Here is a 21,205-nt window from a genome sequence, read left to right as displayed (position 1 = left end):
CCGGTTGGCGCCCTCCTCCTTTCAGAATAGGGAAGCGGCCTTGGACTTGGCCAGGTAACGCGCCGGTGAGTCGCCCAGGTTGCGACGAAACACCGAGGTGAACGCACTGGAACTGCTGAACCCCAATTCAAACGCCACATCGGTGATGGACGAGCCATGACTGAGCCGCGCCGTAGCCTCCAGCAAGCACACCTGCTGGCGCCACGAAACAAAGGTCATGCCGGTGCATTCACGGAAGTTACGGGTAAAGGTGCGCCGGCTCATGCTCGACCAGTCGGCCATGTCGCCGATGGAGACTTTCTGCGTGGGCGCCTCCAGGAAGCGCTGGCAAGATCGGGCCAGGCGTGATTCGGAAGGCAGCGGCGCACTCAGCGGCAACTCGGGCATGGCGCCGATTTCATCGATCAGCAGGGTCAACACGCAGCAATCGCGCACGCTGGGCGAGGCGGATGGCCCGATCGCCAGCGCCGCCTCCAGCAAGTGACGCAGCAGTGGCGACACACCGAACACCTGGCAATAGTCCTGCAACCCGGCGCGCCGGGCCGCGTCGTCATCCAGGTAGGTATTGAGCATCACCACGTCGCCGCGCATGTGCATTTCGTGCGACACCCCACCCGGCACCCAGATTGCCCTCTGTGGCGGCACCACCCAGCTGCCCAGGTCAGTGAACATCTTCAACGCGCCGGTGGACGCGTAGGCGAACTGCCCGCGCCGGTGGGTGTGGCGTGGGAACACCGTGCCGGACGGGTACTCGCGCAGCGTCACCACCGCTTCGGGGCTATCGGGTTCGTAAGGGGATAAGGTGAAGGTCGGCGACATGGCCCGATTTTGTCAAAGCATGACCTTACATAGCAAGCGGGCCAATTATCTAACCCCTAGAATCGCCGCTTCCCAAGTTGGGTTCGTTCGAAGGGGTATCCGGAAATGGAAATCGCCGGGCTGTGCCTGATGCAAAAACGGTTCGCCTTGAACTGACTTTCCGGCGGCACATTGCAACTGCGCTGTGCCGCCTGACCCAAGGAGGGTCCATGCTGAAAAAGCATTTGTCACTCGCCGTGCTCGTCACCCTGGTGTGGGGGGTCAACTTCCCCATCACCAAGCTGGGCCTGCGTGCCATCGACCCGTTTGTGCTCACGGGTATCCGTTTCGCCCTGGCCGCCTTGCCGCTGGTGTTTTTTATCAAGCGCCCCGCCGTCAAGTTCAGCTACGTGGCCGCCTACGGTTTTATCTTCGGGCTGGGCATGTGGGGTGTGATCAACTACGGCATCCAGGTGGGCGTGAGCCCGGGTATTGCTTCGCTGATCATTCAACTCAGCGTGTTCTTCACCATGGGCTGGGGCTTTGTGCTGTTCAAGGAGAAGATCCGTGGCGCCCAGATGATCGGCGCCGTACTGGCCTTGATCGGCCTGGCGGGCATCATCTCCACCCAGCAAGGCAACCACGCGGTGCTGGGCGTCATGCTGATCGTCCTCAGTGCGGTGGCCTGGAGCATCGGCAACGTGATCATCAAGACATCCGCGGTCAAGGAGATCTTCTCGTTCATGGTCTGGGCCAGCCTGATCCCGCCGATCCCGCTGTTCCTCACCGCTTGGCTGCTGCACGGCAGCGCCGCGTTCGAAGGTTTGCAAAGCAGTCTCGATCTGACGGCGATCCTATCGATCCTGTTCCAGGTGTACCTCGCCACGCACTTTGCCTACTGGGGCTGGAACTCGCTGCTCAAGCTGTACCCGGTGTCCACCGTTGCGCCGCTGTCGTTGCTGATTCCGGTATTCGGCATTACCAGTTCGATGCTGATCCTGGATGAGCGCATTGCCACGCCGAACCTGATCTCGATCGGGATCATCGTCGCCGGCTTGGCGGTGGGGTTGTATCGCCGGCCGGCGAACCTCGCATCGGTCGGGCAACCTGCGGTCATGCAAGGCGATAAATAGCCGGATAAAACAAAGCCCGGCACGCGCCGGGCTTTTGCAATGTTTTCAATACGCGAAATTATCGATCTTGACCTGGCCATCGGGGAAGGTTGCGATGATTTCCAACTCGCCCCCCATCGCACGGATGTAGTCGCGCAACGTGCTGATGTACATGTCTGTGCGACGTTCCATCTTGGAGACGGCCGCCTGGTTGATATTCAACGCCTTCGCCAGGCTCTGCTGGCTCAACTGCTGGGCTTTGCGCAACTCATGCAGCGGCATTTCCCGCAGGTGTTGCTGGAACAACAGCTTGGCTTCGGCACGGTCTTGCGGCGTCATGCCCGCTTGAAGCTCAGCGAATTTCTTAGCCATGGTTACGGCCCTCTTTACGCAATGTTTCCAAATGCACGTCATATAGCTTTTCTGCCATCGGGACGTGTTCCTCATACCATCGGTGTCGCCCTGTCTTGTCTCCACCAATCAGCAACAACGCACATCGGCGTGGATCAAAGGCATACAGCACTCGAAACGGCCGACCGGCGTGCTGTATGCGCAGTTCCCGCAGGTTGCCATGCCGGGAGCCCTTGATATCGCTGCTGTGGGGAAAACCCAGGCCTGGACCTAAAAGCCCCAGCAGATCAACGCTAGCGGATACGGAAACTTGTTCCTTTGTTCCCAGATTCTCCCACCAGCCTCCGAATTCATCCGTGTATTCAACGTCCCAGCTCATGAAATATGCCACCCATGGAATATAAACTCAAGAGCATAAAACTTAGGAGACGAACTGCGAGGCCTTCCACCTGCGGCGCTTGGGAAATTGTTTGTACATCCTTCCACTGCACCGGCAGAACGCTCGCGCCCTTGAAAAACACTGCGCCATCCCCCTCCTACGCCGCAAAAACACAATTATCGAAATGTAAAAAGCGCTCTAATACCTGCCTGTTGATTGGTTTTAAAGATCCTGGAGTTCTCAATGCCCCATGAAGGCAACCTGTTACAAGCAGCCGTGGTGTTCCTGCTCGCCGCCGTGCTGACCGTGCCTCTGGCCAAACGCCTGCAACTGGGCGCGGTGCTGGGCTATCTGTTTGCCGGTGTGATCATCGGCCCGTCGGTGCTGGGCCTGATCGGCAACCCGCAGAGTGTCGCGCAGTTCTCCGAGCTGGGGGTGGTGTTGCTGCTGTTCATCATCGGCCTGGAACTGTCACCCAAGCGTCTATGGGTGATGCGCAAGGCGGTGTTCGGCGTCGGCCTGGCGCAGGTGCTGCTGACCGGCCTGGTGATGGGCGTGGTGGCGTTGTGGCTGTTTGGCCAGTCGTGGAACAGCGCCGTCGTGCTGGGCCTGGGCCTGGCGCTGTCGTCCACCGCCTTTGGCCTGCAAAGCCTGGCCGAACGCAAGGAGCTGAACCAGCCCCACGGTCGCCTGGCCTTTGCCATCCTGCTGTTCCAGGACATCGCCGCGATCCCGCTGATCGCCATGGTGCCGCTGCTGGCCGGCAGCGATCACCCGACCACCGAAGCCCAGGGCCTGCAACACGTGCTGCAGATCCTCGGCAGCATCGCCGTGGTGATCATCGGCGGACGCTACCTGTTGCGGCCGGTATTTCGCATCGTGGCCAAGACCGGCCTGCGTGAAGTGTCCACCGCCACCGCGCTGCTGGTGGTGATTGGTACGGCGTGGTTGATGGAATTGGTGGGCGTGTCCATGGCCCTCGGCGCCTTCCTCGCCGGCCTGCTGCTGGCGGACTCGGAGTACCGCCACGAACTGGAATCCCAGATCGAACCGTTCAAGGGCCTGCTGCTGGGGTTGTTCTTTATCAGCGTGGGCATGGGCGCCAACCTCAGCCTGCTGTTCAGCTCGCCCCTGGTGGTGATTGGCCTGACCCTGCTGTTGATCGGTTTGAAACTGCCACTGCTGTACGCGGTGGGCCGGCTGGTGGGTGACCTCAACCGCGAAAGCGCTTTGCGCCTGGGCGTGGTGCTGGCGGCCGGCGGTGAATTTGCCTTCGTGGTGTTCAAGATCGGCCGCGACCAGGGCCTGTTCGAACCACACCTCTACGACGTGCTGGTGCTGACCATCACCCTGTCCATGGCGGTGACGCCGCTGTTGCTGCTGGTGTGCCCGAAGCTGTTCAAGCCCAAGGTCAAGCCGGTGGAAGTGCCCGAGGAATACCGCACCATCGAAAGCGATGCACCGCGCGTGGTGATCGCCGGCATGGGCCGTATGGGCCAGATCGTGGCGCGGATCCTGCGTGCACAGAACATCTCGTTCATCGCCCTGGACACGTCGGTGGAAACCATCGAGCTGACCCGCAGCTTCGGTGGCATGCCGGTGTTCTACGGCGACCCGCAACGCCCCGAGATCCTGCACGCGGCCAAGGTCGACCAGGCGGAATTCTTCGTGATCGCCATGGACGACCCGGAGATCAACATCAAGACCGCTGAACTGGTGCGTAACCTCTACCCGCACATGCAGATCATCGCCCGTGCACGTAACCGCCAGCACGTGCACCGCCTGGTCGACCTGGACGCCTCGCCGGTGCGCGAAACCTTCTATTCCAGCCTGGAAATGAGCCGCCGCACCCTGGTGGGCCTCGGCTTGAGCCAGGCCCAGGCCGATGCGCGCATCACCCGCTTCAAGAACCACGACCTGCAAGTGCTGGCCGCACAACACGCGGTGTACGACGACGCGGCCAAGGTGATGCAAACCGCCCAGGAAGCACGGGCAGAACTGGCACGGCTGTTTGAGATGGATCGACTGGAGGAAGAGTCCGACAAGCTGTGAGGCTGCCGGTGAACGAGATTGCGATTTTTCTGACAGAATACGCCGCAATCTCGTTCATCCCTGGAGCGCTTCATGGCCACCTTCACCAAGACCGCCGTCCTGCTGGCCCTCGCGCTAACCGCCAGCAGCGTGTTCGCCGCGTCCAAGCCGACCACCCAAACCATCTCCACCCTGGGCGGCAAGTTCACCTTCAACCTGCCCAAGGCCTACGCCGCCGACACCCTGCCGGCCGGCAAGGCCGAGGATGGCACTGCCGATACCCAAGGCACGATGTACGCCAACCAGACCACCAAAAGTGTAGTGATCGTCGCCGAAACCGTGCGCAACGATGGGCTGACCATTGGGGATAACGACGCGAAATTCCTGGACGGCGCCGTGGCCGGCTTCGTCAAGGACCAGAGCGCCGCCCTGCCGGACTTCAAGAAACAGAGCGAAAAGAAGCTGACCTTCAAAGGCCTGGGCCTGCGCCAGGTGGACAGCACCGCCACCCAGGGCGGCGGCAAGACCCTGAATTCGACGTTCCTGGGCGGTTCGGGCAACCACCTGCTGGTGATCCAGGCAATCTCGCGGGCGGATGATGCGAAGGGGCATGCGGCGCTGGTGAAGCAGATTACCGGCGGGAAATAACCGTCTTCCAGACAACCCGATCCAAATGTGGGAGGGAACAAGCCCCCTCCCACAAGGTTTGACCGTGTTTAATTCAGGCTTTTTTCCAGCCAGGCTTTCAGGTCCTGCACTTGCGCTTCACTGATGGTATGCGGCATGCCCGGATACCCGTGGAACTCCGGCTTCAACCCCAGTCCCGTCAACACCTCATTCGCTCGAGTGGCCGACGCATAAGGCAGCGCCTGGTCCAAGGTGCCGTGGCCAATGAAAATCGCCAACTTGCCCAGTGACGCATCCGGCGTCAGCTCAGCCTTGAGCACCGGCAGCAAGCTGCCACTCAAGGCCGCAATCCCACGCAGCAGTTCTGGCCGACGCAACCCCACCTCGTACGACATGATCGCGCCCTGACTGAAGCCCACCAGGAACACCCGATCCGGCTGGGTGTGGTACTTGGCGGTGGCTTTGCCGACAAAGTCTTCGATCAACCGGGCGCTGCGTTGCAGGTCGGCGGTCTCGCCATCGTAATCGCCATCACCGGGCTTCCTGGCAAACCAGCGATAGCCATGCGGGTCCACCGGCATCGGCGCACGAGCCGACAGGTAAGTCCAGGTCGAAGGCAGCATGTCCTTGATGCCGAACAGGTCTTCCTCGTTGCTGCCAAAACCGTGCAGGAAAATCACCAGCGGCTGGTTGCGCGCATCGCCCTGGGTCTGCTCCAGGTACGACAACGGCAAGTCGGTGTGCAATGTGTCGTCGGCATGGGCGACGCCGACCACCAGGGTCAGTGCCAGGGCAAACAGTTTGAGCATGGGACGTGACCTCAGGGTTTGCGCAGCAGATAAGTGTCCATGATCCAGCCATTCTCCAGGCGCGCCGCCTTGCGCACCCGTTCGATTTCTTCTGCCACCTCACTGACCTTGCCACTGATAAGGATCTCATCCGGCGTGCCCAGGTAGGCGCCCCAGTAGATGTCCAGGCCCTGATCGGCCACGGTGCGGTAGGAATCTTCCGCATCGAGCATCACCACCAGGGTGTCCGCATCACTCGCCTGCCCCGCCGCCAGACGGCGCCCGGTGGTGATCTCGACCGACTTGCCGATGCGGTTCAGCGCCACTTTGTGCTGTGCGGCCAGGGCCTGCACGCTGGTGATACCGGGGATCACCTCGAACTCGAAGGTGCAGCGGCCACTGGCCAGAATCGCCTGCAAAATGCGGATGGTGCTGTCGTACAACGCCGGGTCGCCCCACGCCAGGAAAGCACCTACTTCACCGTCGGCCATTTCTTCATTGATCATGCGCTCGAAGGTCTGCTGCTTGTCACGGTTCAGGTCGCGCACGGCGGTGGTGTAGTCGATATCGCCGCGCACACGCTCAGGGCACTCAGCCTCCACGAAGCGATAGCCCGGCTCGGTGATGTAGGTCTCGCAGATCTCGCGACGCAGGTCGATCAACTTGTCTTTGCTCTGGCCCTTGTCCATCAGGAAAAACACGTCGGTGCGGTTGAGCGCCTTCACGGCCTGCATCGTGATGTAGTCAGGGTTGCCGGCGCCAATGCCGATGATCAGGATGCGTTTCATGGGTTGCTCTCAGTGCGGGGCGTGGATTTTGCCATGTTCAGGCGCTCAGGCGTGAGTTTCCAGGCGCAGGCGCCAGACATTTTTGAAGCGCAGTTCCGTGGCGGACAACGGTTCGACGTCGATGCGGTAGAACATCGACAGCGGAAACTCCATCACCTGCAACAGCGCGGCGCGGATCACAAAGGGGTGGGTGATGGCGACAATATGGCCGGGTTGGGATTCAAGGGTTTCCAGCCACTGCGCTACACGTGCACACACTTCATCGACTGACTCCCCACCCTGGGGCGCAAAGGTGCTGTCGGTGAGCCAGGTATTCAACTCATCACTATTGAGTTGGCTGATGGGCTGTCCTTTCCACTGGCCGAAGTCGGCGTCGCGCAGGGCGTCTTCGATCACAGCGTCATTACCGAACAAGCCAGCCGTCTGCCGAGTACGCAGCTCCGGAGCGCAGAGTAAACGCGGCTTTTTCCTATAACGCCCGGCGAGGGAGCCGGCCGCGCCCTGCCAATCGATCGCCACCGGCTCGTCATCGCAGAAACGCCCCTGTTTTTGCAGGAGCGTGAGGGCATGGCAAATGAGTGTCAGACGTGTGGTTTGCATCGCAACGTGCTTAGACCAAGGGAATGAGGCCACCAAGACTGGCGCAGTTATCCCAGTCGCGCAACGCCTTGTGCCAGATAGAGCACTTGGTAACCCGTCCCCGGGTGCTCTGCGTCAAGTGCCTTGGCCGACAAGGTGACGCGCACCAGCCGCCACGCTTGCACATCCAGCGCCAGGAACACCGCAAAAGTCTGCGCACTATCGGCCAACTGCTGATTGCGCCGTTTCCCCTCGGCCAAGGTCGCCGCCCTGTCCGCGCCCGGCTCCAGTGGCCATTCCTCGCGGTACAAACTCACTGCTCCCTGCGCCGGGCCACGTTGTACATCCAGCGGCAACCAACTCTCGATATGCGGGCGACCAAAGCTGTCGAGCACCTTCTGGAAGCGCTCGCCCAATAAAAAGTCAGCGGCCTGCAACGGGTCGGCCCACAGGTACACCGACGAATACACCTTGCCCCCGTGCTCCCGGGCAATAAACGCCTTGAACAACAACCCCTCGGCGTCATCCCACAGCGGCCCCAATTGCGCGGCGCGCCGGTGAATCACGCCCATGTCGTAGTCAGCTGGCAGGCGGTGAGAATACTGTTTGGCAAACATGCGAGAACTCCTGTGCAAGATGAGCGTTCAGCTTGCGCAGCGACGATGATTTCAACAAGATATCAGCCGATATATGTGCGATAAGGATTGAATATGACTGACGCATTCAGACCGTTGGATATCGATACCGTCCAGGCCTTCGTGCTGGTCGCCGATTTCGCCAGTTTCACCCGCGCCGCCGAAGCCCTCGACACTTCCCAGGCTGCCATCAGCCTCAAGCTCAAACGCCTGGAAGAGCGCCTCGGCTACCGCCTGCTCGAGCGCACGCCTCGCCATGTACGGCTATCGCCCCAAGGCGAACAGTTCATCATCGCCGCCCGCGCCCTGCTCAATGCCCATGAACGCGCCTTGGGCGACATGGCAGCTCACACGCCCCGGCGCCTGATCATTGGCATCAGCGACCACGTGGCCGGCCCCGACCTGCCGGCCTGGCTCAGCCGCCTGGCCGCCTACGACCCGTTGGTGATCCTCGAAGTGCGCATCGCCTCCTCCCGCGACCTGGTTGCCGCCTTTGATCGCAACGAGTTGGACGCCGTGATCGTACGCAACGAAGGCGACCGCCAGGACGGTGAAGTGCTGGCGGTGGAACGCTTCGGCTGGTTCGCGGCCCCCACCTGGCAACACGCGCCAGGCACGCCCCTGCGCATGGCGACCATGGCTGCACCCTGCGGCGTGCGCCACCTGGCGACCCGCGCACTGGACGCTGCGCGCATCGACTGGACCGAAGTCTTCGTGGGCGGCGGCGTCATGGCCGTCGGTGCCGCCGTCAGCGCCGGATTGGGCGTCGCCGCCCTCGCCCGCCGCGTGGCACCGTCTGGCGCGGTAGATGTGAGCGAGCAATACGGCCTGCCACCGTTGCCGGTGAGTGAGGTGGTGCTTTACAGCCGCATCACCGATGTGCGCTCAAGGGAGACACTGCGTGCCTTGAGCGCGACCTTTCGCGGCGTGCTGCAACACTGAAATAACTGTTTTTTGTGGCGAGCGGGCTTCCCCCGCTCGCCACAGTGGGATTGGGTTGCCCAAGAGAAATCTGTCAGTCAAACCACTCCCGCCGACCTTCAAAGGTGCCGACGATCAGTTCCACAATCATCCGCACCGCCTCCTCATTCCGCACCTGCGCATTCACCGCCAACCACACCTGGCGCTGCATACGCTCATCCAGCAACCCCGGCAACGCCACCAGCCCCCGGTCGAAACTGCTCATGTAATGCGGCAGCAACCCAATGCACGCGCCACAACGGATCATCTCCAGCATCAGCGAATACGCATGCACCTGCACCACTGCCGCCAGGCGCTGCTGCACCACCTGGTTCCACGCCTGTAAAGCCCCCACCTGCGCATCCGGCTGCCATTGCACCAGCATGTAATCGTCGAGGTCCTCCACACTGTCCGGCCGTGTGGTCAAACGCGAATAACGCTTGGCGATATGCGGCAAGTACTGCAAACGCGCCAATGCCCGAGGCGGCTCGGTGGAAAAGCTCGGGCCAGGCAGCGGGCCGTCAGCGTCCGACAGCCACAGCACCACGTCCACATCCACCGCCTGCAACGACAACTGGCTGTCGATGGAGATGATCTCCAGGCGCACGCTGGCATTGCGGCGCAGCAAGGCGATCAAGTCACGCCCAAGGATGTCATGCAGGATCGGCTCAGCCACCGCCAGCCGAATCAACGGCTGCTCCATCACCGGCAAGCGTCGTTCATGGGCCAGGGCAATCAGCTGCGCTTGCAACTGCTGGCCATCGCGACTGAGCACCAAACCATTGCCCTGGTAGCTGAACAGCGAATGCCGCAGGTGTTCCTCCAGCTGCGCCAGACGCTTGCGCAACAGCGTCGCCTTGATATTCAAACTGCGCGCCGCCTGCATGAAACAACCGCAGCGCGCACTCACCAGGAAGTAGCGCGCCACTTCCGGGTCGATCTCATGGGCCAGGGCCAGCCAACTGCTGCGGCCCTCGGTTGGCGCGCGATAAACGGAGGGCCCCTGGGGGGCAGACGGTTCTAGAAATGCCATGGGAGACTCCCTGTCTTGTTGGTCTGTGCATCCAATGCGGGTTGACGCGTGTTACTCCAGCACTTTGTTCAGCTCGGCGCCGTCGATACTCAGGGTGGCGGTATTGAGCATGCCTTCGAGGTAAGCCTTGGCGATCTGTTCCTGGCGCTGGGCACGCAGGGCCTGGGTCAGGCGTTCACGCAGTTCGTCGAGGGTCGCGGTGCGCGCCGGTTGCTGGCCGGTGAGCTTGAGCACATGGAACCCCGCCGCGCTTTGCACCACGTCCGACACGGCACCGACCTTGAGGCGCGACACCGCACTGCGCACTTGCGGCACCAGTTGCTGCAATGGCTGCATGCCCGAGTCGCCACCGCGTGCGGCGGAGTCGGTGTCCTGGGAAAACTGCGTAGCCAGGGCGGCGAAATCATTCGGTGCCGCCTGGGCGCGACGGCTCAACTCCTGGGCCTGACGGCGCACACTGTCGACGGCCTGCGGGTCATTCACCGCGAGGAAAATCTGGCTCACGCGGTACAACGGCGGCGTCACCCACTGCGACTTGCCGCTGTCGTACGCCTGCTGCAATTCGGCGGCGCTGGGGTAGTCGGCCGGCACCTGGCTGACCGACAACATGTAGTCGCGAAATACAATCTGCTCGGCGGCGGCGCGGGTTTGCTGCTCCACGTCCGGGCGCTGGCGCCAGCCCTGGGCGTCGGCCTGTTCGAGCACGGCCTTTTGCGCCAGGCGCGAACGAATCCAGGTTTCCAGCGCGCCACGGTTGCCGCGCAATTGTTCGCGGGACTCGGCAGGCAGGCTGGCCAGCACGGTTTTCAGTTCCGTCAGGTCGATCTGCTGATTGCCCAAGCGGGCCACCGCCGGTCCGACGGGTATAGGGTTGGTCACCGGCGCCGGTTGCTGCGCCGCCACCGGGTCGCTGCCCGGCCGTAGGCTCAAGCCCACCGCCACCACCAGCAAGGCCAGCGCGCCCGCGCCGACCATCAGGGTTGGCTTTTTCACAATACCGGCGCCTCGGCTTCAGCCTGCAACTGCGCGGCCTGCTGGCTGTACTCACGCAGGTAGACGATAAATTCCTGCAACAGACGGTCCCACAACTCCAACTGGCTGCGCAGGTGCGTAGCGCCGACACCGGCCACCACCACGTCCATTTCCATCAGCAGGAATTCGCCCTGCACCGACAACCGTGCAAAACGTCGCGAGGCGTTCCACACCTGGGCCAGACCTTCGGGCAATTCGCCCTGGATCCGCAGTGCGCAGCTGTAAGTGAAATCCACATAGGCGCCCTGCTCTGCCGCCGGGTTGCCGAAACGCACCGCAAAGCCGATGCCCTGGCTGGCGCTGAGCAATTGCACGATGCCGTTTTGCTCAGTCTGGTTGACCCGGTAGCCCGCTTCCTGCAACAACTCGGTGAGGCTCTGGGTGGTGACGCTGGTGATCAATTCGCTCATGGAGATCTCTTCCCTGTCTATCAATGATTGGCGGTTGCCTGGGGCGCGTCGAAACGGCTCTTGTACAAATCGTCGCCAAAGCCCTGGGCCAGTTCCTCGAACTTGACCCGTGCGCTGCTGGCGAACGGCTGGCGGATACTCATCACCTCGGCCACGTCGATTTTTTCGTAGGCCGTGAGCAACTGCTGGGCCACGCCGTACATCTGTTGATTCTTGACTGAACATTGCTGCACTTGTGTGTCACGTTCGCTCAGTTGTGCCTGCAAGCGCGCACGCTCAGCCTCTTTGCCCTTGGCCAGCACCAGCAGTTCGTCATAGGCCTTCTTGAACTTGCCGATCTGCTCATTGCTGGCCGCCACCTGGGCCTGCTCCTGGCTGTGCAGGCTCTGTTGCTGGCCGGCCATCTGCTCGGCCACGCCACGGGCCTTGTCCAGCTCGGCCGTCAGTTGCTTGATTTGCGCCTGGGCCTGCTTGGCCTGGTTCTCCGCAGCGAGGCGCGCGGCGCTGGCCTGGGCCTGCTCGCTTTGCAGGGCCTGCAGTTGCTGGGTGGTGCTGCGCAGTTGCGTGCGCAGGCGTTCCTCCATGCCTTCAGCTGACGCGCCGGTGGCGACCAGCAGCAGTAACAACCCGCAGATTCGCGTGTTCATGTGGCATCTCCCTGCGCATCAAAAGCGCGTGTTGAGTTCCAGTTGCATCACATCGACTTCGAACGGCTGGCCGTAGACTTCGGACGCGCTCAACCAACGCGCACTGGCGTAGATGTTCTTTTCGATGCCGTAGTTGGCGCCGATGAAGTAGCCCTTGGCGTTGGTGCCGCCCAGGTGGAACGAGGAATCGTTGAAGCCGTCGGGCAAGGCGTCGGGCTGGATGTACTTGTAGCCGGCCAGCACGTTCCAGTCGCCGCGCTTGCGCATCTCCAGCGCGCTGCCGAGGGTGAACGAGACCATCAGCGCATTGCCGCCACTTTCAAACTGGCCCTTGCTGTTGATGTTGTTGACGATCTCGCCTTCACTGCGCTTGAGCATCTCGCCCTTGTCGTAGGCCAGGTTGTGAATGAAGTTGCCCTGGGTGCGCAGCTTGAAGTCGCTGGGCAACTCGCTGTCCCAGACCAGGTTGAGGTCCAGCACATTGAACTTGGACGCCAGGCCGACGAATTGAGGGTCCGGCGTTTTCGCCGGGTCGGCCGGGTTGGTGGTGTTGTTGCGCAGGTTGAACACCGTGTTGCCTTTTTGCATGAACGCCACCCGCGTGCCGTCGGTGTCGCAACCCGCCGCACCCGCCCAAGGCGCGCAAGGGCTGGAGCGCTCGCCTTCGATGTCCTGGAACTGGTAATAGGCCGCGGCCAGCTTGAGACGGTTGCTGCGATTGATCTTCCAGTCCGCGCCAATCTGCCCGCCAAACAGCCACTTGGTCTCGCTGTCTTCCTTGTCGATGCCGTTGGCGCTGGCGGTGTCGGAGGTGTATTCGATCGGGAAGGCGCCGAGCGTGCCGAACACGCCCCATTCGCTGTTGAGGGAGTGGTTGAAGATAGCAGCCACACCGTCGAAATTGAGGTCGTTGGAATACATCATGTCAGTGGAATAGAACGGGTTGCCGATACGCCCGGCGGTCAACTTCATGTAGTCGGTGGTGGTCCAGGTCAGATAGCCCTGGTCCAGCCAGATATCTTTTTTGCCGAAGCCGCCGCCCAGGGTCTGGGTGGTGGACACCGGGTTATTGTCAGAGCCGGTGGCGATGCGGATACCGGCAGTCCAGTCCGGCGAGAGCACCGCTTTCATGCCCAGGCGTGCGCGCAGGCGGAACAGGTTTTCACGGTCCTCGCGGGTGTTGAGCAAGGGTGGGAACTTGGTGTTGGAGTTCTTGTTGACGTCATAGGGGCCAGTGTCATTGACCTTCGCGAAGTCCGTGATGTTGTTGCTGTTGTTGCCCGAGAAGTAACGCGATTCGTCGCGCAGACGGATGTCGCCGTCAAAGCTGATGCGCGAGATCCAGTCCGGAAAGGTATTGGGCTGGGCCCAGTTTTCCTGCTTGGCGGTGGCCATGACCTCGGCCTTGACCTGGTCACGAATCTGATCCTTCACCGCCTGCGGCACGTATTGCACCCGCACATCGCCGGGGGCTGCGGTCGGGCCTGCGGCCACCACCGGCGCGGCATTGGCCTGGCGCGCCTGCTGGGCTTCTTTTTCGGCCTGGGCAATCAGCCCGTTGGCGGTGTCCTGGGTCAGCACGCCCTGCTGCACCAGCAGGCGGATCAGGTTGATGGTGACGTTTTCCGAGGGCGCGACCGGGGCCGCAGCCGCCTGGCCGACCAGGGTCGCGATGACCATGCCGACCGCCAGGGTCAGTCGATTCACGGGGGAAATCATGTGTACGCAACTCCTGTAAAAAACCGTTGGAAAAAGGATTCAATCAATCCGGGCGCCGGCCCTTGAGGGACAGGCGCATGGGCAGCGTCAGCGACGCCGGTGGTTTCTGCGTGGCACGCGGCGCCTGGATCAAGGCGAGCATCTGCGCATCGGTCTCGGCATCCCCGCTGGACTTGGCCACCAGTGCCTTGGTGACCTGGCCATCGGCGCCCAACCACAGGTCTATCTGTATCGAGAAGGCCTTCTTGCGCAGCTCAGGGTCCTCGCGCATCAACCGTTGATAGGTGCCGGCCAGCCACTGTTTGTAGGTACCGGTTCCCAACCCACCGCCACCGCTGCCGGCCATGCCACCGCCCTTGCCGGCACCGATGTTGAAACCGTCATTGCCGGACTGGGCGTCGCCATCGATCTGCATCGGGTTGGCCAAGTCTTCATTAGGCGAAGGCGGCGCTTCCTCGGCCGGCTTGACCTCCTCGGGTTCGGGGCTCGGCACTGGTTCCGGGACTTTTTCTTCGACCTGGGGTTCGGGCTCCTTGGGCTTTTCCGGCGGTGGCGGTGGTGGCGGCGGCAACGGGATAATCGTCGGCACCTTCGGCGCTTCACGGCGCACGCCGCTCATGTCATTGGCCCACTGCCACAAGAACCAGGCCGCCACGGCGCCCAGCAACAGGCCGGCGCCCCACTTCAATGGGCGCAACGGCGGCGTGTTTTTCACAGGCAGTGGTGCAATCGGGATCTGTGCAGTCATGACTCAGCCCTGGCTCGGTTTGCCGGTGACCAGCCCGACCTGGGACAGCTCCAGCCGGCGCAGCAGGTCGAGCACTTCGATCACTTTCTGGTACTGCACCATCGCATCGCCGCGCACGATCACCGGGAAGTCCGGGTTCAGCGCTTTCTCGATGCGCAGGCGCTCTTCCAGCTCGCCGAGGGTCACCGGGTAGGCGTCGAGGAACACCTGGCCGCCGTCATTCACGGAAATCGCCTTGGTCTTGGCCTCCGACAACGACACCGAGGCGCTGGCCTTGGGCAGGTGAATCTGGATGCCCGACACCTGGGCGGTCGCGGTGAGGATAAACATCACCAGCACCACCATGAGCACGTCCACCAGAGGCGTGATGTTGATGCTGTCGACGGCCGCGTCATCGTCATCGTCGTGGGAGGCATTTACGGAAGCCATGGCGATTCTCCTCAGGCCGGAACCGATGCGTGATGTTCGCGGCGGTGCGCGGTTTCACTGTGCTGGCTCTCGCCGTGCATCTCCGCCAGGCGGGTGATGAACTCGTCGACGAACACGCGCATGTCCGCACTGACTTCCTTGTTGCGCGTGATCAGGCGGTTGTAGCCAAACAGCGCCGGGATCGCCACGAACAGGCCCATGGCCGTGGCCAGCAACGCCGCCGCCATGCCGGGGGCGATGGCGTTGATGTTGACGTCACCGGCCATCGCCGTGCCGAGGAACACCACCATGATCCCCAGCACCGTGCCGAGCAGGCCGATGTACGGGCCGCCGGCGATGGCGTTGGACAGGGTCGAGAGTTTGGAACTGAGGGCCTGGTTCTCGCGGGTACGCACACCGTCCATGGAGCAACGGATGGCTTCGATGGTGGCGGCTGACACCGACGAAGTGTCCGCGCCCTGGGCACGGCGGGTGCGGATCTCCTTGACGGCCACCAGGTACAGGCGCCACAGCGAAGAATGGGCCAGGCGTTCGCCCAACTGGGCGTCGTCGGCGTACATCTCCAGGCGGGTGCCGATCTGCGCGAAGTGCTCGCGGAAGATCTCGTTGGCACTGCTCACGCGGCTGACCTGGCGGTTCTTGCGCAGCATGATGACCCACGACTGGAACATCATCGCCACCAGCACCAGGATGATCACCCAGGCATCCACCGGCACGGCGTTGAGCAAAAAGCCCAGGCTGCCGAAACCGAAGCCGGACTGTTCTTCATCCACACCGTAGGCCACCAGTTTCGACTCGGCGCCCTGGGCGCTGGCATCGGCCAGCAACAGCGCAGCCGGGCGTGCCACCTTGGACAGGCGCAGCTCATCGATAGCCCCGGCGAATGGCAGGTGAGTGCTGCCGGCTTCCGGCAGGTCGGCGCCGATGGCGGTCTGAGAATTGAACGCCGGCAAGGCCTGCGCCAGGGTCGCGGTTTCGCGGCCATTCACGTACAGCGTGACCTTGTCGCCCTCGGCGGTGAACGCCAGGTGCTGCCATTGGCCGGGGTTGAGCGGTTGAGTGGAGACGGCGCGCTGGCCGTCGACTTCCACGAACGGCATGCCCTGGTTCAAGCCCAGCAACAGGCTATGGCCGCCGTCGCGACGGGCCAGCACCACTTGCTCGCCGCTGGCCTGGTCCAGGCGCAACCAGGCGCTGAAGGTGAACGCGCCGCCCGCCGCGTGTTGCAGCGAAGGGCTGGCCGGCAACATCAGTGCTTGGCCGTTCAACTGCAAGGCGCGACCAATCACGCCGTCGATGCTCGCGCCGGTGGCGTTCAACGCGGTGTTGGCATAGGCCGTGGTGTCCCGGGCCGGTGTGCCATTGGCCCCGTCAAAGTGGTACAGCGCGGTGTAGTTCGGATCGAAGGTCAGCTGCCCATTGGCCGTGGCCGGTGCCTTCTGATTACCGTAGTACATCCACAGGTCCTGGCGCTGGCCGCCCTCGACCTTGGGCACATCGACCCAGATCAACGCCATGCCCATCAGTGGGTCGAAGCTTTCGATCTGGTGATTGAACACGGTCTTGTCGTCGGCACTCACAAACCGCAGGTCGGAACCGTCGTCCTTGACCCCATCAAAGGTGAAGTTGCCAGTGTGCAGGCGCACCAGCAGTGCAGTGCGGCCCAGGGCCTGGCTGATCGCGGCGCCTTGGGCGGTGGTGTCTACCGAAATCTGCTTGCGGTAGTGCCAGTCGTCCTGCCACCAGGCATGGGCGGTGGCCGGGAGCGCGAAGCCCAGGCAGATCAACAGGCTCAGGAATAGGCGTTGCATGGGTGAAGTCTCCGGAAGAAAAAGTCAGAAAGTCGCCTGCACACTGAAGTGCAGTCGCGAGTCCTGTTTCTGGGTGTTCGGTCCATCGAGCAGCGGGTAGCCCCAATCCAGGCTGCCGGACAACCACTTGCTCAAACTGGCGCGGGTGCCCAGGCCGACACTGGCCAGGCTGTATTCGTCTTCTTGCTCGGGCAGCGGGTCGTGCAGGCGCATGCGCGCGCCTTCGGCGAACGCATAGAAGCGCCACTCCTGCACATAACTGCCGAGGAACTTGGCCAGGGACGGCGTGCGCAATTCCTGGGAGAGCAAGTAGCCCTCATCCCCGGTACGCTCCGCCGCCAGGTAACCGCGCACCGAGGTGGCGCCGCCGGCGGAATACTGCTCGTTGGAAACCAGCGGCCCCGACGCGAGCTGGAAGCCGCCCTTGGTTGCCGACTGCCAATCGTTGGCAAAGGTGTAGGTGTAATTCAGGTCGCCCTTGAGCACGGCGAAGCTGGCGCTGGCCTTGTAGCGCTTGTAGTCGAACTCTTCGGCATCGCTGCCGTAGCCGAAGAACGCGCGGGTGCCCACCACCAGGTTCAGGCCCAGGCCCAACTGCGATTGTTCGGTATAGCGAAAGCCGTTGTAACCCAGGGTGAACGGTGCGTACTTGAGCGGCACCTGGTCGCTGCTGGCGCCGAATTTCATCTGCTCGTCGAAGTCCTTGAAGTCGACGCCGAACGAGAACGAATTGGCCCAATTGCCCGCCGCCGGCAGGTTGTAGATGGCCGACACGCCGTAGGAATGGCCCTTGCCCAACACGTTGCTGCCGCCGATGGTGGCGATGTTGCTGTCGGACTGATAACCGGAGAACTGCAAGGTCCAGCGCTCGTTCAACGGCGCGCTGTAGGACCCGGACCAGACCTTGGCGTTGTCAGTGTCCTGGGGCGCGGTGAAGTAGGTCAGGGAAATACTGTGGCCCAGTTGCCAGAGGTTGTCGTAACCCAGCGTGGCGACTGAACGCAGCTTCTCGGTGTCGGCGCTGTAGTCGTTGTTCAGCCCGAGGGTGGCGTGCCAGGGGTTCTGGTCTTCCACCTGCAGATCCACATCCATGGTGCCCGGGCGCTGGCCTTCGCGTACCAGCGGCGTGACCTGCCGCCCGGCGCTGCGGTTGAGGCCGGCCAACTGGGTTTGCACCGTGGCAAAGTCCGGCACCGCACCCTCCTCCAGGGCCGGCACCTGCTCGCGGATTTCCACCGGTGAATAGTGCTTGGCCCCGACCACCCGTACGCGGCCAACCTTGGTTTCGCTCACTTGCAGGTAGACGATACCGTCATCGACCTTCTGCTCCGGCAGCTCGACAAACACCGACTGGTAGCCACGCGCCTGGTAGATCTTCTGCAACGCATCGCGGGCGCCTTCGATATCGCCCAGGGTCTTTTGCGGCCCCAGGAATGGGTACACCGCCTCCTCGATCGTCGCCGCATCGAGCACGGTATTGCCGCGCACGAAGTACTCGTTGACGTCGACCTTGCGCGCCGCCGCCTCTTCCTCGGCCAACACCGGTTGCGCCAGGCTCCCCAGCGTCACGCAACACAGCGCCAGCGTTAATTTGAACAGATGCTCCACACCGCCCCCTGACTGTCTGATTGTTTGCACCGTCGCCGAATCCCCGGCGTGCGGCCTGCTCAATTGCTGGTGATCGCGGTGTTGCCGTGGCGTGCCAGCCAGGTGTGCAACAGGGCGAAGTTCAAGGAGAACTCCGGCATGTGCAGCAAGGCGCCACAAAACACGTCACCGATGATTTTCTGGATGAGTTGCACCGCACGCGGGTGGTTCAGCAGCGTGGCGATGTCGCGCGTCAGGACATGAACACTCCAGACCTTCTGGTTGAGGTCCAGGCCGACGAACCAGCGGAACAGCAGGTTGTAGTTCAGCTGTTCATGCAGTTGCTGCTCGCTGGGCACCGAATACAGCAGTTGCAGCAGCAGGATCTGCAGCACGGTCTGCGCAGGGATCGACATCGCGGGTTCGGCGGTGAGCCAGTCGCGGTGCTGGTCGAGCACTTCGTCGATCTGCGGGCGTAGCAATACCAGGGAGTGGCCGGCCGGGATGTAGCTTGAGACTTCCTTGCGGGCGCCCTGCCAGTCTTCCTGGGAGACGATCCATACCCAGGGTGCGCCGTAGCGATAGACCGACACCGGCTTCTTGCGCGCCGCTTCGACGATCTTCGACAGGCGCTGGTCGAGCTCCTGCATGCCCACTTTCGAGTAACGTTCCATAGTTCCCATCGCCCCACTCCTGGCATCCTGCTTGCGGCTGAAAAGCTCACCTTTCTGGTGGGCTCAAGCGCGTTACACAGAGGAGACGGGAGCGGCCATGGGCTACCGAACTTTTGTCATGAAAGCTTCATTTTTGATTGGGTGGGGGGCAATTCTTGGTGGTGTGTATATCCGTTATTTAGGTAACGGCGGCTTATGGTTCCGCCCTTACGGCGGCTCACTTTTGAAAAGCGCAAAAGTAAGCAAAACGCTCTTGCCCCAACACTCGGCACCTCGCTTAGGCTCGGTGTGCCCGTAATCCGACAGTGATTTGGGGGGCCGCCGCCACGCGCCATCCATGGCGCGGGGCGGCTAAACCGGCATCCCTGCCGGTTTACCCCCCAAATCCCTGCCGAATTCCGGCCAGCGTGTTTGACGGGGCGCCTTAGATCAGAATCAAAAGCAGATCAAAAGCCAGAGCCAGAGCCAGAGCCAGAGCCAGAGCCAGAGCCAGAGCCAGAGCCAGAGCCAGAGCCAGAGCCAGAGCCAGAGCCAGAGCCAGAGCCAGAGCCAGAGCCAGAGCAAACCACCCTTCAACTGATACATGAAGATCAAACTGTGGGAGGGGCTTGCCCCCGATGGCGGTGTGTCAGCCAACTCATCAGTGACTGACCCACTGCCATCGGGGGCAAGCCCCCTCCCACACTTTGACCGAGTACCGGCCAAACAATCCGGTCGGCTCTAACAGGCCGTTGAAAAATTCAGTCCTATCTCCCCCAACCCGCCAAGCTTGAGATTTTTCAGCCTCTCAAGCCTGGCGTCGACCTTTATCCCGCCTCAATCAGCGGGTGTTTTGCCAATTCCAGCGCAAATATTTGCCTGTGGACGATTTCTGGGCGTACCTCGCCTAAACATGCGACCCACGCCACCAGCCCGACAAGCTCCCCAAACGGATCAAGTTGTACACCGAAAAGCCCAGCAGCAACTGGGCGCTGAGCTTTTCGCGGCCGATCAGCTTGGTCTTGCGCAGACCACCCACGGTCTTTAGCCAGCCAAATCCTTCCTCGATTCTTTTTCGTATTTTCATGCTGATGCCGTAACCCGGATGACGGGTCGTACGGCCATCGATTGCGCTCTTGATGGCCTTCCTCGAGACATGCGGCGTCACCTTCAAATCACGCACCATTTGGACAAAAAATTTCTGGTCGTAGCTTTTGTCCGCGCCCACGGTGCTGCCAGGTTTGGCCGTGCGTTCAAGCATCTTCAAGGCTGCACCCACTTCGGCGTGTCCATTGAACTCGGTGCATTCCACATCCACGATCAACCCGTTACGGTTTTCCATCAGAGTGTGGGCCATATGGGCCAGGCGACTGCCATCGGCCGGACTCTTGCGGGCCAGCCGCGCTTGGGGATCGGTAGTCGATTGGTGAGTCTTGTTGCCGCGTTTCTCACCCTTGAAATCGAGATAGTTGTTGCGAGGGCCGTCCTCTGGAGGCTCATCGCCCGGCTTCTCGCCATCGTCTTTTTTGACGAAGGACTTATGCGAAGCCCAGGCATCGATCAGTGTGCCATCCACACTGAAATGCTCATCGCTGGCGTACTGCGACCATTGGGCCAGCGACTTGATGCGCTGGAAGAACAGGCGCGCAATATCCTGGTTAAACAGGCGGTCACGGTTTTGACTGAAGGTCGAGTGATCCCACACCCGTTCGTCCATCGACAGGCCGACGAACCAGCGAAAAAGCAGATTAAAATCGATCTGCTCGACCAATTGCCGCTCGGAACGCACGGTGTAGATCACCTGCAGCAATGAAGCCCGCAGTAGCCGCTCTGGTGGAATCGAGGCGCGTCCCAGCGAGGAATACAAAACCTCGAAATCAGAGTCCATCGACACCAGGATCGCATCAACCAGCTCGCGCAGCGGGCGTAGCGGGTGATCCTTGGGGATACGCTGCTCCAGCGTCGTGTAGCTGAACAGGTCGTTTTGCTTGAGATCGGGTCCACGCATCGGCTCGGTCTTCCGCTGACATTGAGGAACATGACTGGGAGTTTGCCAGAATCTAATTCAGTCCGGCCTTTTTCAACGGC

The 21,205-nt window shown here is 62.0% G+C and carries 22 protein-coding genes; 4 read left to right on the top strand and 18 right to left on the bottom strand.

The genetic code is table 11. The features are described from left to right. Window positions 1-21 precede the first annotated feature (21 nt). Window positions 22-819, bottom strand: coding sequence for an AraC family transcriptional regulator (locus ACZ445_RS11780; RefSeq protein WP_058424697.1), 798 nt, complete (start codon window positions 817-819; stop codon window positions 22-24). Between the two features lie 209 nt (window positions 820-1,028). On the opposite strand from ACZ445_RS11780, the gene ACZ445_RS11775 reads away from it, so the two are divergent. Next, the gene (locus ACZ445_RS11775) at window positions 1,029-1,931 is read left to right on the top strand and encodes an EamA family transporter (RefSeq protein WP_179029670.1); all 903 of its coding nucleotides are present in this window, start codon (window positions 1,029-1,031) and stop codon (window positions 1,929-1,931) included. Window positions 1,932-1,976: 45 nt separating this feature from the next. On the opposite strand, the gene ACZ445_RS11770 is transcribed toward ACZ445_RS11775, so the two are convergent. Both ACZ445_RS11770 and ACZ445_RS11765 read right to left on the bottom strand, forming a co-directional pair. Beyond that, on the bottom strand, window positions 1,977-2,282 hold the full coding sequence (locus ACZ445_RS11770; protein ID WP_058424695.1) for an XRE family transcriptional regulator: 306 nt from the start codon (window positions 2,280-2,282) through the stop codon (window positions 1,977-1,979). Further along, window positions 2,275-2,640: a type II toxin-antitoxin system RelE/ParE family toxin gene (locus ACZ445_RS11765; RefSeq protein ID WP_179040690.1), complete on the bottom strand. Its 366-nt coding sequence runs from the start codon at window positions 2,638-2,640 to the stop codon at window positions 2,275-2,277. The genes ACZ445_RS11770 and ACZ445_RS11765 overlap by 8 nt, the downstream gene beginning before the upstream one ends. A gap of 243 nt (window positions 2,641-2,883) precedes the next feature. On the opposite strand from ACZ445_RS11765, the gene ACZ445_RS11760 reads away from it, so the two are divergent. Both ACZ445_RS11760 and ACZ445_RS11755 read left to right on the top strand, forming a co-directional pair. Further along, entirely contained in the window at window positions 2,884-4,692 is a 1,809-nt protein-coding gene (locus ACZ445_RS11760; RefSeq protein WP_464708351.1) for a monovalent cation:proton antiporter-2 (CPA2) family protein, read from the top strand. A 72-nt stretch (window positions 4,693-4,764) separates the two neighbouring features. Then, window positions 4,765-5,319 carry a DcrB/PsbP domain-containing protein gene (locus ACZ445_RS11755; RefSeq protein ID WP_058424692.1) on the top strand — a complete coding sequence of 185 codons (555 nt, stop codon included), beginning with the start codon at window positions 4,765-4,767 and terminating at the stop codon, window positions 5,317-5,319. Window positions 5,320-5,387: 68 nt separating this feature from the next. Here the strand turns inward: ACZ445_RS11755 and ACZ445_RS11750 are convergent, their stop codons facing one another. From ACZ445_RS11750 to ACZ445_RS11735, 4 genes are read right to left on the bottom strand one after another with little or no spacing between them, the layout of a single operon-like run. Beyond that, entirely contained in the window at window positions 5,388-6,107 is a 720-nt protein-coding gene (locus ACZ445_RS11750; RefSeq protein ID WP_464708349.1) for an alpha/beta hydrolase, read from the bottom strand. An 11-nt stretch (window positions 6,108-6,118) separates the two neighbouring features. After that, complete coding sequence (cobF, locus tag ACZ445_RS11745) at window positions 6,119-6,874, bottom strand: precorrin-6A synthase (deacetylating) (protein ID WP_058424690.1); 756 nt, start codon at window positions 6,872-6,874, stop codon at window positions 6,119-6,121. Window positions 6,875-6,919: 45 nt separating this feature from the next. Further along, a complete protein-coding gene (locus ACZ445_RS11740) occupies window positions 6,920-7,474 on the bottom strand; it encodes a histidine phosphatase family protein (RefSeq protein ID WP_464708348.1) in 555 nt (184 codons plus the stop codon). 47 nt (window positions 7,475-7,521) lie between these two features. Continuing rightward, a complete protein-coding gene (locus tag ACZ445_RS11735) occupies window positions 7,522-8,070 on the bottom strand; it encodes a DUF4865 family protein (RefSeq protein WP_058424688.1) in 549 nt (182 codons plus the stop codon). A gap of 93 nt (window positions 8,071-8,163) precedes the next feature. Here ACZ445_RS11735 and ACZ445_RS11730 point away from each other — a divergent pair, with 93 nt between their 5' ends. After that, window positions 8,164-9,030, top strand: coding sequence for a LysR family transcriptional regulator (locus ACZ445_RS11730; protein WP_058424687.1), 867 nt, complete (start codon window positions 8,164-8,166; stop codon window positions 9,028-9,030). A gap of 73 nt (window positions 9,031-9,103) precedes the next feature. Here ACZ445_RS11730 and ACZ445_RS11725 read toward each other — a convergent pair whose 3' ends face one another. From ACZ445_RS11725 to ACZ445_RS11675, 11 genes are all read right to left on the bottom strand, one after another. Then, entirely contained in the window at window positions 9,104-10,081 is a 978-nt protein-coding gene (locus ACZ445_RS11725; RefSeq protein ID WP_464708346.1) for a LysR family transcriptional regulator, read from the bottom strand. Between the two features lie 51 nt (window positions 10,082-10,132). After that, a complete protein-coding gene (locus tag ACZ445_RS11720; protein ID WP_464708345.1) occupies window positions 10,133-11,074 on the bottom strand; it encodes a peptidylprolyl isomerase in 942 nt (313 codons plus the stop codon). Then, window positions 11,071-11,523, bottom strand: a complete 453-nt coding sequence (locus ACZ445_RS11715) for a YbjN domain-containing protein (RefSeq protein WP_183133336.1) — start codon at window positions 11,521-11,523, stop codon at window positions 11,071-11,073. The genes ACZ445_RS11720 and ACZ445_RS11715 overlap by 4 nt, the downstream gene beginning before the upstream one ends. A gap of 20 nt (window positions 11,524-11,543) precedes the next feature. Then, complete coding sequence (locus ACZ445_RS11710) at window positions 11,544-12,170, bottom strand: DNA repair protein (RefSeq protein ID WP_464708344.1); 627 nt, start codon at window positions 12,168-12,170, stop codon at window positions 11,544-11,546. 18 nt (window positions 12,171-12,188) lie between these two features. Continuing rightward, the gene (locus tag ACZ445_RS11705; RefSeq protein WP_464708342.1) at window positions 12,189-13,889 is read right to left on the bottom strand and encodes a putative porin; all 1,701 of its coding nucleotides are present in this window, start codon (window positions 13,887-13,889) and stop codon (window positions 12,189-12,191) included. Window positions 13,890-13,932: 43 nt separating this feature from the next. Next, the gene (locus ACZ445_RS11700) at window positions 13,933-14,637 is read right to left on the bottom strand and encodes an energy transducer TonB family protein (protein WP_464705203.1); all 705 of its coding nucleotides are present in this window, start codon (window positions 14,635-14,637) and stop codon (window positions 13,933-13,935) included. A 3-nt stretch (window positions 14,638-14,640) separates the two neighbouring features. Further along, window positions 14,641-15,066 carry an ExbD/TolR family protein gene (locus ACZ445_RS11695; RefSeq protein WP_010211136.1) on the bottom strand — a complete coding sequence of 142 codons (426 nt, stop codon included), beginning with the start codon at window positions 15,064-15,066 and terminating at the stop codon, window positions 14,641-14,643. Between the two features lie 11 nt (window positions 15,067-15,077). Beyond that, on the bottom strand, window positions 15,078-16,877 hold the full coding sequence (locus ACZ445_RS11690; protein ID WP_179029677.1) for a DUF2341 domain-containing protein: 1,800 nt from the start codon (window positions 16,875-16,877) through the stop codon (window positions 15,078-15,080). A gap of 24 nt (window positions 16,878-16,901) precedes the next feature. Further along, window positions 16,902-18,485 carry a ShlB/FhaC/HecB family hemolysin secretion/activation protein gene (locus ACZ445_RS11685; RefSeq protein WP_058424680.1) on the bottom strand — a complete coding sequence of 528 codons (1,584 nt, stop codon included), beginning with the start codon at window positions 18,483-18,485 and terminating at the stop codon, window positions 16,902-16,904. A gap of 59 nt (window positions 18,486-18,544) precedes the next feature. Next, a complete protein-coding gene (locus ACZ445_RS11680; protein ID WP_058424679.1) occupies window positions 18,545-19,138 on the bottom strand; it encodes a transposase in 594 nt (197 codons plus the stop codon). 886 nt (window positions 19,139-20,024) lie between these two features. Next, window positions 20,025-21,125 (bottom strand): IS5 family transposase, encoded by a 1,101-nt coding sequence (locus ACZ445_RS11675; protein WP_464707263.1) that lies wholly within the window; start codon window positions 21,123-21,125, stop codon window positions 20,025-20,027. Between the last annotated feature and the right edge of the window lie 80 nt (window positions 21,126-21,205).

This window comes from Pseudomonas allii, from assembly GCF_055380095.1.
The sequence above is the reverse complement of the archived record's forward strand: the minus strand, read 5'-3'. Positions and strand labels throughout refer to the sequence as shown.

Coding starts and splice junctions, on each gene's coding strand:
- ACZ445_RS11780 (WP_058424697.1), bottom strand. CDS start 819: ATGTCGCCGACCTTCACCTTATCCCCTTACGAACCCGATAGCCCCGAA.
- ACZ445_RS11775 (WP_179029670.1), top strand. CDS start 1,029: ATGCTGAAAAAGCATTTGTCACTCGCCGTGCTCGTCACCCTGGTGTGG.
- ACZ445_RS11770 (WP_058424695.1), bottom strand. CDS start 2,282: ATGGCTAAGAAATTCGCTGAGCTTCAAGCGGGCATGACGCCGCAAGAC.
- ACZ445_RS11765 (WP_179040690.1), bottom strand. CDS start 2,640: ATGAGCTGGGACGTTGAATACACGGATGAATTCGGAGGCTGGTGGGAG.
- ACZ445_RS11760 (WP_464708351.1), top strand. CDS start 2,884: ATGCCCCATGAAGGCAACCTGTTACAAGCAGCCGTGGTGTTCCTGCTC.
- ACZ445_RS11755 (WP_058424692.1), top strand. CDS start 4,765: ATGGCCACCTTCACCAAGACCGCCGTCCTGCTGGCCCTCGCGCTAACC.
- ACZ445_RS11750 (WP_464708349.1), bottom strand. CDS start 6,107: ATGCTCAAACTGTTTGCCCTGGCACTGACCCTGGTGGTCGGCGTCGCC.
- cobF (WP_058424690.1), bottom strand. CDS start 6,874: ATGAAACGCATCCTGATCATCGGCATTGGCGCCGGCAACCCTGACTAC.
- ACZ445_RS11740 (WP_464708348.1), bottom strand. CDS start 7,474: ATGCAAACCACACGTCTGACACTCATTTGCCATGCCCTCACGCTCCTG.
- ACZ445_RS11735 (WP_058424688.1), bottom strand. CDS start 8,070: ATGTTTGCCAAACAGTATTCTCACCGCCTGCCAGCTGACTACGACATG.
- ACZ445_RS11730 (WP_058424687.1), top strand. CDS start 8,164: ATGACTGACGCATTCAGACCGTTGGATATCGATACCGTCCAGGCCTTC.
- ACZ445_RS11725 (WP_464708346.1), bottom strand. CDS start 10,081: ATGGCATTTCTAGAACCGTCTGCCCCCCAGGGGCCCTCCGTTTATCGC.
- ACZ445_RS11715 (WP_183133336.1), bottom strand. CDS start 11,523: ATGAGCGAATTGATCACCAGCGTCACCACCCAGAGCCTCACCGAGTTG.
- ACZ445_RS11710 (WP_464708344.1), bottom strand. CDS start 12,170: ATGAACACGCGAATCTGCGGGTTGTTACTGCTGCTGGTCGCCACCGGC.
- ACZ445_RS11705 (WP_464708342.1), bottom strand. CDS start 13,889: ATGATTTCCCCCGTGAATCGACTGACCCTGGCGGTCGGCATGGTCATC.
- ACZ445_RS11700 (WP_464705203.1), bottom strand. CDS start 14,637: ATGACTGCACAGATCCCGATTGCACCACTGCCTGTGAAAAACACGCCG.
- ACZ445_RS11695 (WP_010211136.1), bottom strand. CDS start 15,066: ATGGCTTCCGTAAATGCCTCCCACGACGATGACGATGACGCGGCCGTC.
- ACZ445_RS11690 (WP_179029677.1), bottom strand. CDS start 16,877: ATGCAACGCCTATTCCTGAGCCTGTTGATCTGCCTGGGCTTCGCGCTC.
- ACZ445_RS11680 (WP_058424679.1), bottom strand. CDS start 19,138: ATGGAACGTTACTCGAAAGTGGGCATGCAGGAGCTCGACCAGCGCCTG.
- ACZ445_RS11675 (WP_464707263.1), bottom strand. CDS start 21,125: ATGCGTGGACCCGATCTCAAGCAAAACGACCTGTTCAGCTACACGACG.